We start from the raw sequence: 17158 nt of genomic DNA, 5'->3' as shown, positions 1-17158 counted from the left end.
TTTCCCGGTTACAAATATCACTCTGCAACGGGACTGGAGAGGCGTCTTGCCTTCCTGCAATGCGAAGGTTTAAGGGCGTTAGACTATTTTTTGTTTGGGCGAATGTGTGGAGCGGCTTTATCCAGCACGCCGTTGACAAACTTATGGCTGTCTTCGGCACCAAATACTTTAGCCAGCTCAATCCCTTCGTTGATCGCCACTTTATACGGCACATCGCTGCGTTTGCTCAGTTCATACAGAGAAATACGCAGGATAGCTTTCTCAACCTGACCCAGCTCTTCGAGCTGACGTGACAGGTAAGGCTTCATCAAACCATCGAGATAAGCGCTGTTGGTCGCTACACCGGTCAGCAACTCGCGAAAATAGGTAATATCGACGTCTTTAACGTCTTGTTCCGCCAGAAACTGATATTCGACATCAGCAATGTCGTTATGAGATAACTGCCAGGAGTAAAGCGCCTGGACAGCACATTCACGGGCGCGGCGACGAGCAGCAGGTTTCACAAAATTCCCCTTACAAAAATCAGGCCTTGATGGCTTTCAGTACATTAATCATTTCGAGTGCGGTCAGCGCAGCTTCAGCGCCTTTATTACCCGCTTTGGTGCCGGCGCGTTCAATCGCCTGCTCAATGTTTTCGGTGGTCAGCACGCCAAAGGCAACCGGGATAGCGCTGTCCATAGCGACGCTGGCGATGCCGGAACTGGCTTCACCCGCAACATATTCAAAGTGGGCAGTGCCGCCACGGATAACCGTACCGAGCGCGATAATCGCGTCATATTTACCGGTGGTGGTCAGCGCGCGCGCCGCCAGTGGCAGTTCATAAGCGCCGGGTACCCAGACAACGGTGATGTTGTCATCCTGTACCTGACCGATGCGTTTCAGGGCATCGATAGCGCCATCCAGCAGGCTGTCGTTAATGAAGTTGTTAAAACGCGCAATCACAATGGCAATACGCGCGTCAGGCGTGGCAACGGCAGCTTCGATAATCTTCATAGTTTTCCTTTCAGGGTTCTGTTTATGGCCCCGCAGGGGGGCGGATTCTATCATACTCTTCTGCGGTCTGCTTACGCTTTCCACGTGCTCAAATTGATTTCAGCGTCAGGCGGATATCGGGCCCAATCTGGCGCATATCGCTAAAGACAAACTGTGGCGCATCGGCCAGCCGATCCAGCCCGGGCAGCGCGCACAGGCCACGGGCATCATTGCCCAGCAGCTTAGGCGCCATATAAACGATCAGTTCATCCACGACACCGGCGCGTAGCAGCGCACCCGCCAGCGTGGCACCGGCTTCGACCCACACGCTGTTGATCTGGCGTTTACCCAGCAGCATCATCATCGCCACCAGATCCAGTCGTTGTTGATAGCGCGGTACCATCATTTGTTGCACGCTGTCGGGCCATGGCTGCGCATCACTTTCTGCGCGTGCCAGCCAGGTTTCGCCGGGTTGCTGAATAAGCTTGTGCTCTGGTGTTACCCGATTCTGGCCGTCGACGATCACTCTGATCGGCTGGCGCAGCGATGATGTGCCGTAGTGCTGCTGCGTTGCGGCGCTAAGTTCATCCCAGCGCACGGTCAGCGAAGGATCATCTGCCAGCACCGTCGCGCTGCTGCTTAAAATAGCGCTGCTCTGCGCCCGCAAACGTTGAACATCGCGTCGCGCCTCGGCAGAAGTTATCCACTGGCTTTCGCCGCTGGCCATCGCCGTGCGGCCATCAAGTGACGCGCCGAGCTTTAACTGCACCCACGGAAAACCGGTGCGCATACGCTTCAGAAATCCGCGGTTTAGCGCTTCAGCCTCGGCGTTCATCAGGCCGTGACTGACCTCAATGCCATGTTGCTGCAGGCGGTGTAAACCACGCCCCGCCACTTCCGGATTGGGATCCTGCATCGCGGCCACAACGCGGCTGACGCCTGCGGCAATCAGCGCATCGCAACAGGGCGGCGTGCGGCCAAAGTGGCTGCAGGGTTCAAGGGTAACGTAAGCGGTAGCACCGCGTGCGCGATCGCCTGCCATGTGCAACGCATGCACTTCCGCATGCGGTTCGCCCGCGCGCTGATGCCAGCCTTCGCCGATAATCTCGCCGTCGCGCACAATAACGCAGCCAACGTTGGGATTGGGCGTAGTGGTAAATATTCCGCGCCGCGCCAGTTCCAGCGCCCGCGCCATGTAAAATTCATCATGCATAGGTCAGTCCTGTAACCGCGCAATCTCTTCGCCAAATTCGCGGATATCTTCAAAGCTTCGATACACCGACGCAAAACGAATATAGGCGACCTTGTCGAGTTTTTTTAGCTCATCCATCACCAGGTTACCGATCATTTTGCTCGGCACTTCACGTTCTCCGGTGGCACGCAGCTGCGTTTTGATGTGGCTTATCGCATTCTCAACATCGTCAGAATTAACCGGTCGTTTTTCCAGCGCCTTCATCATGCCGCTGCCCAGCTTATCTTCGTTAAAGGGTTCGCGAACGTCATTGCTTTTTACCACTCGCGGCATCACTAATTCCGCCACTTCAAAAGTCGTAAACCGCTCGTGGCACATCAGGCACTGCCGACGACGACGCACCGATGAACCTTCGCTAACCAGACGGGAATCAATCACTTTGGTATCGACCGCTGAGCAAAATGGGCAATGCATGATCTTTCCTGGAGCAAGCTAAAATTGAGACACAGTGTAACGCGAAGTCAGGGCTAACAGAAATCTTTGCCACGCTTTTCGCCCGTTTGGCTAAGCGGCAAAAGGTGCTGAAAGCGTTTATACTGATTGATGCGCAAACGCGCCAGTCAACCAAGGAGCTTAAGATGGGATTATTTAACTTTGTAAAAGAAGCGGGTGAAAAACTCTGGGACGCGGTGCATGGCAGCGACGATCAGAGTAAGAAATTGCAGGAACACATCAATAAACTCGGCTTACCCGGCGCTGAAAACGTCAACGTGAAAGTGGAGGATGGCAAAGCTGTGGTCACCGGTGAAGGCCTGTCACAAGAGCTGAAAGAGAAAATCCTGATCGCAGCGGGCAACGTTGCAGGTATCACCGCGGTGGATGATCAGATCAAAACCACCCAGAGTGAACCTGAAGCACGGTTCTATCAGGTGAAGAAAGGCGATACGCTGAGCGCAATTTCGAAAGAAATGTACGGCGATGCCAACCAGTACAACAAAATTTTTGAAGCCAACAAACCGATGCTGACTAGCGTGGATAAAATTTATCCAGGCCAGACGCTGCGTATTCCACAATAAGCGAGCCGGTGATGAAACGCACGATCGTTCCGTTGACCATGATGCTGGCGCTTTCTGCCTGCAGTTCGCCACCGCAACCCGCCGTAGCCGAGCTGCATAATGAAGCGGGCAAGCTCAATCAGCAGGTGCGACAGCTGACTAATCAGGCATCAGCCATTGAACGGCAAAGCCAGCTTAATCTCAACTCGACCAGCGGCGCGTGGCTGGTTCCCGCCGCCAACACGCCGGTCGAGCTGTTAAGCAATGCCGGTAAGATTCGGCTGTCGCTGAGCCACGTCGCGCAGGAAGCCAACGGTACGCGGGCGATACTGCATTTGCGCAGCGCCGATGCCGCCTCGCTACCTGGCATGACGGCGAAAATTCAGTGGGGGCAGCTCGATGCCGCCAGCGGCAAGCCTTTGCAGGCTGAAAGCCTGTCGCAGGAGATCGCCATCCCTTCTTCGCTGATGCCGCAGCCTGACGCAGAAGTGCCATTGCGCCTTAGCGGTGTGATGCCCCAACAGCTGATTTATGTACGGGTTCACGATCTGGTGGTTACTTCGCCTGCAGCTAGCGCCGAAAAACAACCATAAAAAAACGGGCTACCTGCGTAGCCCGTTTTCTTTTTTACTGCATCTTATCAGGGTAAAATCGAAGGCTGGTCAGCGCCCTCTTTCTCCACCTTCTGAATCAGCATATGTTCACGTTTCATACCCAGCTTCAGCGCCAGTGCCGAGGCAACGTAGATAGATGAAATGGTACCGATTGACACGCCGATCAGCATGGTCAGTGAGAAGCCTTCCAGCAGCGCACCACCAAAGATAAACAGCATCAATACCACCACCAGCGTCGTCGCCGAGGTCATGATGGTGCGGCTCAGCGTCTGCGTCAGCGAGACGTTGACGATATCGTAAGGCGTTCCGCGGCGAATCTTGCGGAAGTTCTCACGAATACGATCCGATACCACGATACTGTCATTCAGCGAGTAACCGATCACTGACATTAACGAGGCGATGATCGTGAGGTCAATCTCGATATGAAACAGCGACAGGATGCCCATGGTGATGATCACGTCATGCGCCAGTGCCAGTACGGCACCCAGCGCCAGACGCCACTCAAAGCGGAAGCCCACGTAGATCAGGATGCTGATCAGCGCGGCCAGCAGCGCCATGCCACCTGCCTGAGCCAGATCGCTGCCCACGCTCGGGCCAACAAACTCAATACGCTTCACCGTAGCATTCTGACCGCTGGCCTGATCGACCACCGTCACCACTTTATTACCCAGCTCCTGACCCGCATTGCCGGCATTCGGCGACAGACGCACCATCACATCACGGCTGCTGCCAAAGTTCTGCACCTGCGGTTCCGCAAAACCTGATTTTTCCAGCGCAGCGCGCAGGGTATCAAGATTTGCAGGCTGTTCGAGCGTGATCTCAATGACGGTACCGCCAGTGAAATCGAGCCCCCAGTTGAAGCCACGCACGCCCATGACGATCACCGAAGCGATCAACAACAGGGCGGAAAGCGTAAAGGCCAGTTTATCCCAGCGCATAAAGTCATGAACTTTACGGCCATAGTTTAGTTGTTCAACACTGTGTTGCTCTGACACGTCGTTACTCCTCAGATTGACAGCTTGTTGACGCGCTTGCCGCCATACAACAGGTTAACGATAGCGCGCGTGCCGACAATCGCCGTAAACATCGAGGTCAGAACGCCAATGGCGGTCGTGATCGCGAAGCCTTTGATAGAGCCGGTGCCCACAGCATAAAGAATAATCGCCGTAATCAGCGTGGTCACGTTGGCATCAATGATACTGGAGAACGCACCTTTGTAGCCTTCATGAATCGCTTGCTGAATGCTGCGACCGTTTTTCAACTCTTCTTTAATACGTTCGTTGATCAACACGTTGGCGTCCACCGCGACCGCCAGCGTTAACACAATACCGGCAATGCCGGGCATGGTTAGCGTCGCGCCAGGCAACAGAGACATAATGCCGACAATCAGCACCAGGTTCGCCACCAGCGCCGTGGTTGCAATCACACCGAACTTTTTGTAGTACACCACCATAAACACGATGGACGCGATCAGCCCCCACAGGCAGGCTTGCAGACCCTGATTGATGTTCTGCTGGCCCATGGTTGGACCAATAGTACGTTCTTCAACAATCTGAATCGGTGCAATCAGCGCACCCGCACGCAGCAGTAGCGAAAGCTGGCGCGCTTCGTTGGCGTTGTTGATACCCGTAATACGGAAGCTGTTGCCGAGACGAGACTGAATGTTCGCCACGTTAATCACTTCTTCCTGCTTAGCCAGAATCGTACGGCCGTTAGCATCTTTTTTACCGCTGTCTTTATACTCAACGAACAGCGTTGCCATCGGTTTACCAATATTGTCTTTGGTAAAGGTCGACATGGCGTTACCGCCTGCACCATCCAGTGAAATATTGACCTGCGGCTGGTTGTATTCATCCATGCTGGAGGTCGCATCGGTGATGTGATCGCCCGTCAGGATAACGCGTTTGTAGAGGACAACCGGCTGGCCTTCACGGGTGGATTTCACTTCAGAATCGCCAGGCACGCGGCCATTAGCGGCTGCGGTAGCATCCACGTTGGTGTTCACCAGGCGGAATTCCAGCGTTGCGGTTGCGCCAAGAATCTCTTTCGCCCGCGCCGTGTCCTGAATGCCCGGCAGCTCAACCACGATACGATCGGAACCCTGACGCTGCACCAGCGGCTCAGCCACGCCCAACTGGTTCACACGGTTACGCAAAATAGTGATGTTCTGCTGTACCGCATATTCACGTGCTTCACGCAGGCGCTCATCGGTCATCACCGCACGCAGCGCGTTGCTGCCGCTGTTATTGATCACCAGATCGCGATGGCGCGATGTCAACCAGGTTACCGCATCGTCACGCGCTGCCGCGTTGCGGAACTGAATTTCCACGCCGTAGTCAGGGATTTTGCGTACGTTGGTATAAGGAATGGATTTGTCACGCAGATCGCTGCGCAGCGTGTCGGTGGTCTGCTCCTGCAGTTTCCCCAGTGCGGTGTCCATATCCACTTCCATCAGGAAGTGCACGCCGCCACGCAGATCGAGACCAAGCTTCATCGGCTCAGCCGCCAGCATGCTCAGCCAGCGCGGCGTGGCCGGTGCAAGGTTGAGTGCCACAACATAGTCGTCGCCAAGTACCTTAGTAATCGCCTCACGGGCGCGTAACTGCACATCCGTGTCGGCAAAGCGGGCCAGAATGGCACCATTTTCCAGCGCCAGCGATCGGCTCTGAATATTGTCTTGTTTTAATGCGTTCTGGATCTGAACCAGCGTTTGCTCACTGGCGGCGCTTCCGCGCGCACCAGTGATCTGAACAGCCGGATCCTCACCATAGAGGTTGGGAAGCGCATACAGCAGACCGACCACGAGCACGACGATCAGCATGATGTACTTCCACAAAGGATAACGGTTTAACACGGCAGTTCCCTATGGGAAAACAAAGAATTAAAGCGCTTTCATCGTACCTTTCGGCAGGACGGCAGCCACGAAATCACGTTTCACAACCACTTCGGTGGTGTCATTCAGGGCAATCGCAACGTAACCGGTTTCAGCAACTTTGGTCACGCGACCCACCAGGCCGCCGGTGGTCAGCACTTCGTCACCTTTGGAGATGGAATCCATCAGCTTCTTGTGCTCTTTAGCACGCTTTTGCTGCGGGCGCAGAATCATGAAATAGAAGATCAGACCAAATACAACCAGCATGATTACCAGAGAATAAGGACTTCCCTGTGACGGAGCGCCTGCTGCAGCCACGGCGTCAGAAATGAAAAAGCTCATTAAATTTCCCTCATTGATTAATTATCAGACGTTTAAAGGCGGAACTGCTTTGCCCGTCCGCTCGTAGAACTCGGTCACGAAGCGCTCTAATTTACCTTCTTCAATAGCCTGACGTAAACCAGCCATCAAACGCTGGTAATAACGCAGGTTGTGAATGGTGTTCAGACGCGCGCCCAGTATTTCGTTACAGCGGTCGAGATGATGCAAGTAGGCACGGCTGTAATTGCGACAGGTGTAGCAATCACACTCCGCATCCAGCGGGGAGGTATCAGCTTTATGCTTCGCATTGCGGATTTTCACCACGCCATCGGTCACAAAAAGATGGCCATTGCGCGCATTGCGGGTTGGCATGACACAGTCGAACATATCGACGCCGCGGCGCACGCCTTCCACCAGATCTTCCGGCTTGCCGACGCCCATCAGATAGCGCGGTTTGTCAGTGGGAATCTGCGGACAAACGTGCTCAAGAATGCGGTGCATATCCTCTTTTGGCTCACCGACCGCCAGGCCGCCCACAGCGTACCCATCAAAGCCGATCTCTACCAGTCCTTTAACGGAGACATCTCGTAAATCTTCGTAAACACTGCCCTGAATAATGCCGAACAGCGCATTTTTATTTCCAAGGGAATCAAAGCGATCGCGACTGCGCTGCGCCCAGCGTAACGACATCTCCATTGACCGTTTGGCATAATCCCAGTCGGCCGGATACGGCGTACACTCATCAAAAATCATCACGATATCAGAGCCAAGATCGTGCTGAATTTCCATCGACTTTTCCGGGTCGAGGAAGATCTGATCGCCGTTAATCGGATTGCGGAAATGCACGCCCGCTTCGGTGATTTTACGGATATCGCCCAGGCTAAATACCTGGAAGCCGCCGGAGTCGGTAAGAATCGGCCCTTTCCACTGCATAAAATCGTGCAGATCGCCGTGCAGCTTCATCACTTCCTGCCCCGGACGCAGCCAGAGATGGAACGTGTTACCGAGAATAATTTGCGCGCCGGTTTCCAGCACTTCTTCCGGCGTCATGCCTTTCACCGTGCCGTAAGTGCCGACCGGCATAAACGCAGGGGTTTCGACTACGCCACGATCAAAAATCAGGCGGCCACGGCGTGCGCGCCCGTCTGTAGTATCCAGTTCAAACTTCACGTTACCTCCACCAGAGAAACAGTCTGATGTAAATGTTGATATCGGCAGGAAACGCCCTGCCGGGAGAATCAGTCGCCGACCTTTTCGTCGATCGCCTGAGGATTCATGGTGATATACATCGCATCGCCGTAGCTGAAGAAGCGATAGGCTTCGGCCACCGCCTGTTGATAGGCGTGCATGGTATGACGATAACCGGCGAAGGCGGAAACCAGCATGATCAGCGTCGATTCCGGCAGGTGGAAATTGGTAATCAGCGCGTCGATCACCTGATAGCGATAGCCCGGATAGATGAAAATTTTGGTGTCATCAAAGAACGGGGCAATTAGCGCCTGTTCACTGGCTTGTGCCGCGCTTTCCAGCGAGCGCACCGAAGTGGTACCTACCGCGACAACCTTGTTACCGCGCGCCTTACAGGCCAGCACCGCATCCACAACCTCCTGCGGCACTTCGGCATATTCGGCATGCATGATGTGCTCTTCAATGGTATCCACGCGTACCGGCTGAAAAGTCCCAGCGCCAACGTGCAGCGTAACAAACGCCATCTCTACGCCTTTTTCGCGCAGTGCCGCCAGCAGCGGCTCATCAAAATGCAGGCCGGCGGTCGGAGCGGCAACGGCGCCAGGGCGCTCGCTGTATACCGTTTGGTAAAGCTCACGATCGGAGGCTTCGTCCGGGCGATCGATATAAGGCGGCAGCGGCATGTGCCCTACCGCATTCAGAATATCCAGCACCGCGCGATCGTCTTCAAAAACGATCTCAAATAGCGCATCGTGGCGCGCGACCATGGTGGCTTTCACGCTCTCATCTTCGCCCAGCAGCAACGCCGCGCCCGGCTTCGGCGCTTTGGAAGCGCGCACATGTGCCAATACACGTTTGTCATCCAGCATGCGTTCAACCAGCACTTCAATTTTACCGCCGCTCGCCTTGCGGCCAAATACGCGCGCCGGAATCACCCGCGTATTGTTAAAAACCAGCAGGTCGCCACGATTAAGCTTATCCAGCACGTCGGTAAAACGACCGTGCGTCAGCTCACCGCTCGGCCCATCCAGCGACAGCAAACGGCAGCCGCTACGCTCGGTTTGCGGATAGCGGGCGATAAGAGAATCAGGTAGGTCAAAAGCGAAATCAGCGACGCGCATAGATTATTTCTTTACTGGTGTGAAACAGGCGGCATAGTCTAGCGGAAAAGCTCAACATTCTGAACCATTCCTGACAGGAGATCGCGCCAACACTATGAACTTTCTCGCCCATCTGCATCTGGCTCGTCTTGCCGACAGCGCCCTGCTGGGCAATCTGATGGCAGATTACATTCGCGGCAACCCGGTGCCTCAGTGGCCCGATGCCATTGCCGAGGGCATTGCGCTGCACCGACGCATCGATGCCCGCACGGATTCACTGGCTGAAGTGCGTGAAGCGCGCAGCCATTTCCGGGCGCTGACCCGGCGCGTCGCGCCGATCACCTTAGACGTCATCTGGGACCATTTTCTCGCTCGCCACTGGCAGCAGATCAGCCCAACCCAGAGTCTGCGCGACTTTTTATCTCAGGCGGAAGCGGAAGTTATGCCGCAGCTGGCCGGTACGCCCGAAGGCTTTCAGCAGCTCAATCACATTCTCTGGCGTGAGCGCTGGATGGAACGCTATGCCGATGCCGCCTATCTGCAACCGGTGCTGAACGGTATGGCCAACCGCCGGCCAAAGCTGGCGGCGCTGCGCGATTCTTATGACGACTTCGTTGATAACTACGCCCTGCTTGAACGCCTTTTCTGGCAGTTTTATCCCCGCATGATGATCGACGCGCAACAAAAAACGCTGTAACTGCATCGCCCTGATAACTGAGAAAACCAGACCGGTCTGTTGTCGATCCGCCCATCGGGGCGGGTAGACTTGCCGCCTTTATTGCTTTCGCACATTTATCAGGGAACTTATGCTTTCTTATATTCACTACTGGCTGGATGCGTTTTCCATCCCCTACGCCGAACCTATTGCGCTGGCCGCGGTGCTGGCGGTTATTTTACTGATCTCGCTGTTGGTCAACAGCATTCTGCACCGCAGCGTACTGCCATTCCTGCGCCGCCGCGCCGAAGCGGGCCGTTATCAGTGGGCAAAATCATTGATGCAGTGCAAACTGTTCAGCCGCATCGCGCTGCTGGCACAGGGCATTTTGCTGAAGTTACAAACTGAGCTGTTCCTCTATGACAGCATTCAGATCCACAACGCGCTGATCGTCTTCTCACAAATCTGGATGATGATTTTCGCCCTGCTGGTGTTCTTCTCGCTGCTGGATGTACTGTTGACGCTTTCCGCTAACAGCGTGATTGCGCAGCAGCTGCCGTTGCGCGGCATCTTTCAGAGCCTGAAGCTGATTGCGGCGATCCTGATGATCATCATGATCGTCTCCGTGCTGATCGGCAAATCCCCGCTGGTATTGATCACCGGTCTCGGTGCCATGACCGCGGTGCTGATGCTGGTATTCAAAGATCCTATTCTCGGCCTGGTGGCCGGTATTCAGCTCTCTGCCAACAATATGCTGAAGATCGGCGACTGGCTGGAGATGCCAAAATATGGCGCAGATGGCGACGTTATCGACATCAATCTGACTACCGTGAAGGTGCAAAACTGGGATAAAACCATCACCACCATTCCCACCTATGCATTGATTTCCGACTCCTTCAAAAACTGGCGGGGCATGGCTGAATCGGGCGGGCGGCGCATCAAGCGCAGTGTGCATATCGATACCACCAGCATTCGCTTCCTCACCGATCACGACATGAGCGAGCTAAAGCGCGCGCACATTCTGGTGCCGTACATCGAACAGAAAACGCAGGAAGTCAGCCAGTACAATGCACAGCTGGGCTACGATCTCGCTTCACCGTTAAATGGCCGTCGCCTGACCAATGTCGGCACCTTCCGTGTCTGGCTGGAAGCCTGGCTTAACGCACATCCGCAGATTCATCAGGAGATGACGTTAATGGTACGCCAGCTGGCGCCGGGGGCAGATGGTTTACCGGTGGAAATCTACGCCTTTACCAACACCACGGCGTGGGCCGAATATGAAGGGATTCAGGCGGATATTTTCGACCATATTTTTGCCGTTCTGCCCGCCTTTGGTCTGCGTGTTCATCAGGCGCCAACCGGCAACGATATGCGCATGATGGCCAGTGGATTACGCGACGGCAGCGCCACGGCGTAACGCGCCTCCGCTGAACTGTTCAATCCAGGAGGATTGAACACTGCAATAGCTGCCGTTCTGGTTCACACTACGCGGCAGTAAATTGCAGGAGTCAGAAATGCGTAAAACAGGGATTCTGTCACTGGCCAGCATGCTGGTAATCAATGCTGCCGCGGCGTCGTCGTCGTGGCAGCTGGAAAAAGTGGTCGAAATCGACCGTCACAGCGTGCGGCCACCGACGGTGGGTAATCAGAAAGCAATGGAGGCGGGCAGCGATCGCCGCTGGCCAGCGTGGCAGACCGCCGCAGGCGAACTTACCGCGCACGGCTATCAGGCGGCCGTTAATCACGGCCGCTATGCCGGAGAAAGTGCGCGCGAGTCCGGGATGCTGGCTGATGGCTGCCCCGATGATGATGCGGTGTATATTCGCGCCAGCCCCTTGCAGCGCACCCGCGCTACCGCCGAGGCGCTGGCTGAAGGCGCCTTCCCCGGCTGCAAGGTGCCGGTGCATGTCGCCAGCGGCTACGATCCGCTGTTCCAGAGTGAGCATCTGCCCGCCGCCGCGCTCGACCCGCACAAAGTGCATCGCGCGACCCTGCAGGCCGCCGGCGGCGATCTCAATACGCTGCAACATCGATTACGTGCTGATATCGCCCGTTTGCAACAGGCGGTTTGTCAGCCTGGCAAACCCTGCCCGACGTTTGCCCAGCGCTGGCAAATTGAGCCAGGCGGTGACGGTCGCGCCAGCATTCGTGGGCTGCGCGATATGGCCGACATGGCGGAAAGCATTCGGCTGGCCTGGAGCAACCACAATCCGCTGTCGGAGGTGGCGTTCGGCCATGTGCGCAGCGCCGACGACGTCGCGGCCCTGCTGCCGCTGCTGACCATAAACTACGATCTTACCAACGATGTGCCTTACATCGCGCAGCGTCGCGGTGCAGTGTTGCTCGATCAGGTTAGCAAAGCGCTACAGTCGGAAGCCACCGCTAACGCCCCGCCCGCCACCCGCTGGCTGGTGCTGGTCGGCCATGACACCAATATCGCCTATCTGCGCACCCTGCTCGGTTTTCACTGGCAGCTTGGCAACTATCCGCGCGGCAATATTCCGCCCGCCAGCCGTCTGGTGTTTGAACGCTGGCGCGATACGCGTAGCGGCGATCGCTTTCTGCGCATCTATTTTCAGGCACAGTCGCTGGATCAGCTGCGCAATCTGACGCCGCTTAACGCGCAGCAGCCACCGTTAGAACAGGAGTTTTCACCAGAGGGATGTGAGAAGCGTGAACCGGGCATGCTTTGCCCATACAGCACGATGATGACGCACCTGCGTGCCGCTGTGGATAACAGCGCGACCACGCAGGTGGAATACGATTAATCACGAGAAACCGCTTAACGCCACGACGACGGGGCATTGCGCCCCGTCAGCGTATTACGACTGACGACGTACCAGCTTGTATCCCGCCAGCAGCAGTACAATCCACACGGCGCCAACATAGAGCGACACGCGCGTATCGGGGAAATAGCCAATCAGCCCGATGATAAACAGCAGGAAAATCACCGCGAAACCGGCGGTATAGCTGCCACCCGGCAGGGCAAACTGCAGCTTCTTCGCCGCTTCCGGGCCAATCTTACGGCGAAAGGCGATCTGTGAGCAGAGAATCATGATCCAGACCCACACCGTGGCAAAGGTTGCCAGCGAGGCGATGACCAGGAATACGCTTTCCGGCATCAGATAGTTCAGGTAAACCGCCGCCAGCATGGCGATCATCATTACCACTACCGTGACCCACGGAATGCCGCGATTTGAGACCTTCATAAACACTTTCGGTGCGTGCCCCTGCTCCGCCATGCCGTGCAACATGCGGCCGACGCCAAACACATCACTGTTCACCGCGGACAATGAGGCGGTAATCACCACAAAATTCAGCAGTGAAGCCGCAGCGGCAATACCGAGATGCTGGAAGGTCAGTACAAACGGACTGCCTGCGGTGCCTACCTGATTCCACGGATAAATAGACATAATCACAAACAGCGTGCCGACATAAAACACCAGGATACGCATCGGCACCGAATTAATGGCGCGTGGAATCGAGGTGGCCGGATCGTCCGCTTCGCCAGCGGTAATACCGATAATTTCAATGCCGCCGTAGGCGAACATCACCATTTGCAACGACAGCAGCATGCCGACGATACCGTGCGCAAAGAAGCCGCCGTTGCTCCACAGGTTATGGATACCGGTCGCCTGGCCACCGTTGCCGATGCCCCAGATAATGATGCCGAAACCGGCCAGAATCATGATGATGATGGTGGCCACTTTGAAGAACGAGAACCAGAACTCCACCTCGCCAAATACCTTCACGCTCAACAGGTTTATGCCGCCGATGATCAGCACCACGCTGAGCACCCAAATCCAGTGCGGCACGTCAGGAAACCAGACGCCCATATAAATACCGAATGCCGTAACGTCGGCAATCGCCACGATAAGGATCTCGAAGCAGTAGGTCCAGCCGGTGATATATCCGGCGATCGGGCCGAGGTATTCCTGCGCGTAGCGTGAAAACGAACTGGCCTGCGGATTATTGACCGACATTTCGCCCAGCGCCCGCATGATGATGTAAGCGATGGCGCCGCCGATAATATAGGCGAGCAGCACGCTCGGCCCGGCCATTTTTATCGCATCGGCGGAACCGTAAAACAACCCGGTGCCGATGGCCGATCCCAGCGCCATAAAGCGAATGTGGCGCGTGCTCAGTCCGCGTTTGAGCGTATTGGTCTCTTGCATAACAACCTGTTACCTGTAAATGAAAAAACCACGGGCAAGCCCGTGGTCCGTAAAACCGTACTGCCGGTTACTGGTGCGCAGTAACCTGCTGACGACCCAAAACCCGGTCGATCACTGCCGCAATCAGCAGCATCACCAGTGACGGTGGCAGCCAGGAAAGCCCCTGCTCCGCCAGCGGCAAATGCGTCATGACGTCTGGCAGCATGCCGGAAAAGCTGGTGGTTTTAATGGCATCAACGATGCCAAACAGCAGGCTTACCAGCATAGCCGGTGCCACGATGCGTGCACTTTTATTCCACCAGCTAAGGGTAAAACTCAGCACGACGAGCACGATGCACGGCGGATAAATTGCGGTCAGAACCGGGATAGAAATCTGGATTAAATGGCTCAGGCCGAGATTAGACACCAGCATCGAGAAGAGGCCAAGGATAATTACCAGGGTTTTGTAAGATAAGGGCAAATATTGCGCAAAGAACTCGGCACAGGCGCAGGTCAGGCCAATCGCCGTCACCATACAGGCGACAAAAATCAGCGCGGCAAGGAAAATCGAGCCGTAGTTGCCGAAGGTCTGCTGCACATAGGCATGCAGGATTTCGGCGCCGTTAGCGTCCGGTTTCACCAGCGAACCGATGCCGGAACCGAGCTGGAACAGGCTCAGGTACACCAGCGTTAAGCCGACGCCAGCAATCAGGCCAGCCATAATGGTGTAACGGGTCAGCAGCTTGCTGTCCTCAACACCACGCGAACGGGCAGCATTGACAATCACGATGCCGAACACCAGCGCGCCCAGCGTATCCATGGTCAGATAGCCGTTAACGAAGCCGGTGGAAAACGCTGCGTGCTGATAGCTCTCCGCCGCTGATTTCAAACCGCCTGCTGGCCAAACCAGCGCGGCGATACCGAGCACGGTCAGCGCCACGATTTTCAGCGGGGCCAGATAGTGGCCCACGGTATCCAGCAGTTTGCCCGGATAGAGCGAAATGGCGATTACCAGCGCAAAATAGATCAGGCTGTAGACAAACAGCGGCATGGTGCCGTCGCCGGTCAGCGGCGCGATGCCGACGGCAAAAGAGACGGTCGCGGTACGTGGCGTGGCGAACAGTGGGCCCACCGCCAGGTAGCAGACGGTGGCCAACAGCAGGCCTGCCGCTTTACCAATCGGCGAACTGAGCGCGTCAATGCCGCCCCCGACGCGCGCCAGCGCGATGACTGTCAGCACCGGTAGCCCAACCGCGGTGATCAAAAAGCCGATAGCGGCCACCCAGACGTGATCGCCTGACTGCATGCCGACAACCGGAGGAAAGATAATATTGCCCGCGCCGACGAACAGGGCAAAGGTCATAAAGCCCAGCGCGAGGATATCCCTGGAAGTTAAACGATGTTTCATAGACGGCCCGTACTGTTGTTGCGATGAGTGATGTTTGGGTTGTCCAGCCTGTGGATGTTTTCGTGCAGCATCCTTCAGGGAAAAAGCGGCAAAATAATGCGGAGCTTTAAACGCAGAAATAGCGAGCAGATCTGTTATTTACACAGTGCAATATGCGGACAACGGCGCCAAGTAAATCGTTTATAGCGGGGAAAGGCAATACGGGATCGGAAAAGCAGAGTGATATAGCGCGGGCGAGCAGAAAGTTAGCGAAATCGTTTAAACTATTCAATAGAAGCATTACATGATGTGTAGTTTATTTACACAGTCGCTGAGCATATCGGTCATATGAAGCGATTCAGTTGCACAGAAGGCGCGGTTTACGCGCCTGTCTGCACAACTTTACGCCATCACCACACTTGTTGCGCGATATCGACCACCAGACGAATCTTCGCCCACTGCTGCGCTTCCGTCAGGCTGTTGCCCTCTTCAGTTGAGGCAAAACCACACTGCGGACTGAGGCAGATCTGGCTCAGATCGACAAACTGCGCCGCTTCGGCCAGGCGCGCTTTCACCACCGCCGGGTCTTCCAGTTCGCCCTGTTTGGTGGTGATTAAGCCCAGTACCACCTGCTGTTTGCCTGGCTTAATAAAGCGCAGCGGTTCAAAGCCGCCGGCGCGTTCATTGTCATATTCCAGGTAAAAAGCATCAATATTAACGCTGCCAAACAGAATCTCAGCCACCGGCTCGTAGCCGCCTTCGGAGATCCAGGTTGAGCGGAAGTTGCCGCGGCAGACGTGCAAACCGATGATCAAATCGTCCGGTTTGCCTTCGATTGCCTTGTTCAACACGCGGGCATAAATACGTGCCAGCTCTTCCGGATCGTCGCCACGCTCGCGGATTTGGCGCTTTTGATCTTCCGAACAGAGATAGGCCCATACGGTGTCATCGAGCTGCAAATAACGGCAGCCTGCCTCGTAAAAGGCGGCGATGGCCGTGCGATAGGTCAGCGCCAGATCGTCAAAATAGTCATCCATATTCGGATAGACGTCGGCATCAATGGTTTTGCGACCGCCGCGGAAGTGCAGCACGCTTGGGCTGGGAATGGTCATTTTTGGCACCGCATCACCGGCGATGCTTTTCAGATAGCGGAAATCTTCCAGCATCGGGTGCTGACTGAAGCCGAGCTTGCCGGTAACGCGCACGCCGTGGGCTTTGGTCTGCACGCCGTTGAACTGAATGCCCTGCTCGGCTTCATAGAGCTCCACGCCGTCCAGTCCGGCAAAAAAGTCAAAGTGCCACCAGGCACGACGAAACTCACCGTCAGTGACCACCTGCAGGCCGTTGGCTCGCTGCTTGTTCACCACATCGAGAATCTGTTCATCTTCAATCTGACGCAGCGTAGCGGCATCAATGTCGCCAGCGGCAAACTGCGTGCGCGCCTGTTTAATCGCCTGTGGACGCAGGAAGCTGCCAACGGTATCGGCACGGAAAGGGGCGGTGAACTGGCTCATGAACGGGCTCCTGAAAGTGAATCCTTCCTGCCGGTGATTGCGGCAGGAAATAATTACCAACTGTTATTTACAGCCATCTGGATGGCTATATGTCTGGAGGCAGATTGACATGCTGTACGCAGCGGCGCAATAGA

Annotated in this window: 17 protein-coding genes; 5 read left to right on the top strand and 12 right to left on the bottom strand. The window is 55.7% G+C overall.

All coding sequences use genetic code 11. The features are described 5' to 3' along the window. Positions 1-83 precede the first annotated feature (83 nt). From nusB to nrdR, 4 genes are all read right to left on the bottom strand, one after another. Positions 84-503, bottom strand: a complete 420-nt coding sequence (gene nusB / locus EM595_RS04755; RefSeq protein WP_067428361.1) for a transcription antitermination factor NusB — start codon at positions 501-503, stop codon at positions 84-86. A 19-nt stretch (positions 504-522) separates the two neighbouring features. After that, positions 523-993, bottom strand: a complete 471-nt coding sequence (gene ribH, locus EM595_RS04750) for a 6,7-dimethyl-8-ribityllumazine synthase (protein ID WP_067428359.1) — start codon at positions 991-993, stop codon at positions 523-525. An 88-nt stretch (positions 994-1081) separates the two neighbouring features. Next, positions 1082-2185, bottom strand: a complete 1104-nt coding sequence (gene ribD, locus EM595_RS04745) for a bifunctional diaminohydroxyphosphoribosylaminopyrimidine deaminase/5-amino-6-(5-phosphoribosylamino)uracil reductase RibD (protein ID WP_067428356.1) — start codon at positions 2183-2185, stop codon at positions 1082-1084. Between the two features lie 3 nt (positions 2186-2188). Then, positions 2189-2638, bottom strand: coding sequence for a transcriptional regulator NrdR (gene nrdR, locus EM595_RS04740; RefSeq protein ID WP_067428353.1), 450 nt, complete (start codon positions 2636-2638; stop codon positions 2189-2191). A gap of 164 nt (positions 2639-2802) precedes the next feature. Here nrdR and lysM point away from each other — a divergent pair, with 164 nt between their 5' ends. Together lysM and EM595_RS04730 are read left to right on the top strand one after the other, a co-directional pair. Further along, on the top strand, positions 2803-3240 hold the full coding sequence (gene lysM, locus EM595_RS04735; protein ID WP_067435158.1) for a peptidoglycan-binding protein LysM: 438 nt from the start codon (positions 2803-2805) through the stop codon (positions 3238-3240). 11 nt (positions 3241-3251) lie between these two features. Beyond that, complete coding sequence (locus tag EM595_RS04730; protein WP_067428350.1) at positions 3252-3812, top strand: SadB/YajI family lipoprotein; 561 nt, start codon at positions 3252-3254, stop codon at positions 3810-3812. A gap of 47 nt (positions 3813-3859) precedes the next feature. Here EM595_RS04730 and secF read toward each other — a convergent pair whose 3' ends face one another. The 5 genes from secF to queA all read right to left on the bottom strand — a co-directional run bounded on the left by secF (position 3860) and on the right by queA (position 9335). After that, positions 3860-4771, bottom strand: coding sequence for a protein translocase subunit SecF (secF, locus tag EM595_RS04725; RefSeq protein ID WP_222938526.1), 912 nt, complete (start codon positions 4769-4771; stop codon positions 3860-3862). Between the two features lie 68 nt (positions 4772-4839). Continuing rightward, positions 4840-6687: a protein translocase subunit SecD gene (secD, locus tag EM595_RS04720; RefSeq protein WP_071852485.1), complete on the bottom strand. Its 1848-nt coding sequence runs from the start codon at positions 6685-6687 to the stop codon at positions 4840-4842. A gap of 27 nt (positions 6688-6714) precedes the next feature. Beyond that, positions 6715-7047 (bottom strand): preprotein translocase subunit YajC, encoded by a 333-nt coding sequence (yajC, locus tag EM595_RS04715; RefSeq protein ID WP_067428341.1) that lies wholly within the window; start codon positions 7045-7047, stop codon positions 6715-6717. Between the two features lie 24 nt (positions 7048-7071). Further along, entirely contained in the window at positions 7072-8196 is a 1125-nt protein-coding gene (tgt, locus tag EM595_RS04710; protein ID WP_067428338.1) for a tRNA guanosine(34) transglycosylase Tgt, read from the bottom strand. A 68-nt stretch (positions 8197-8264) separates the two neighbouring features. Further along, positions 8265-9335: a tRNA preQ1(34) S-adenosylmethionine ribosyltransferase-isomerase QueA gene (gene queA / locus EM595_RS04705; RefSeq protein ID WP_067428335.1), complete on the bottom strand. Its 1071-nt coding sequence runs from the start codon at positions 9333-9335 to the stop codon at positions 8265-8267. Positions 9336-9429: 94 nt separating this feature from the next. On the opposite strand from queA, the gene EM595_RS04700 reads away from it, so the two are divergent. From EM595_RS04700 to EM595_RS04690, 3 genes are all read left to right on the top strand, one after another. After that, entirely contained in the window at positions 9430-10011 is a 582-nt protein-coding gene (locus tag EM595_RS04700) for an ACP phosphodiesterase (protein WP_067428332.1), read from the top strand. A 109-nt stretch (positions 10012-10120) separates the two neighbouring features. Then, positions 10121-11386 (top strand): mechanosensitive ion channel family protein, encoded by a 1266-nt coding sequence (locus tag EM595_RS04695; RefSeq protein ID WP_067428330.1) that lies wholly within the window; start codon positions 10121-10123, stop codon positions 11384-11386. A 97-nt stretch (positions 11387-11483) separates the two neighbouring features. Continuing rightward, the gene (locus EM595_RS04690) at positions 11484-12737 is read left to right on the top strand and encodes a histidine-type phosphatase (protein WP_067428328.1); all 1254 of its coding nucleotides are present in this window, start codon (positions 11484-11486) and stop codon (positions 12735-12737) included. Positions 12738-12791: 54 nt separating this feature from the next. Here EM595_RS04690 and proY read toward each other — a convergent pair whose 3' ends face one another. From proY to EM595_RS04675, 3 genes are all read right to left on the bottom strand, one after another. Continuing rightward, a complete protein-coding gene (gene proY, locus EM595_RS04685) occupies positions 12792-14144 on the bottom strand; it encodes a proline-specific permease ProY (protein ID WP_067428325.1) in 1353 nt (450 codons plus the stop codon). A 67-nt stretch (positions 14145-14211) separates the two neighbouring features. Then, positions 14212-15531 carry a branched-chain amino acid transport system II carrier protein gene (gene brnQ, locus EM595_RS04680; protein WP_067428323.1) on the bottom strand — a complete coding sequence of 440 codons (1320 nt, stop codon included), beginning with the start codon at positions 15529-15531 and terminating at the stop codon, positions 14212-14214. Positions 15532-15920: 389 nt separating this feature from the next. Further along, positions 15921-17024, bottom strand: coding sequence for a cobalamin-independent methionine synthase II family protein (locus EM595_RS04675; protein ID WP_067428321.1), 1104 nt, complete (start codon positions 17022-17024; stop codon positions 15921-15923). Between the last annotated feature and the right edge of the window lie 134 nt (positions 17025-17158).

The organism is Duffyella gerundensis (genome assembly GCF_001517405.1).
Lineage (GTDB): Bacteria > Pseudomonadota > Gammaproteobacteria > Enterobacterales > Enterobacteriaceae > Duffyella > Duffyella gerundensis.
The sequence above is the reverse complement of the archived record's forward strand: the minus strand, read 5'-3'. Positions and strand labels throughout refer to the sequence as shown.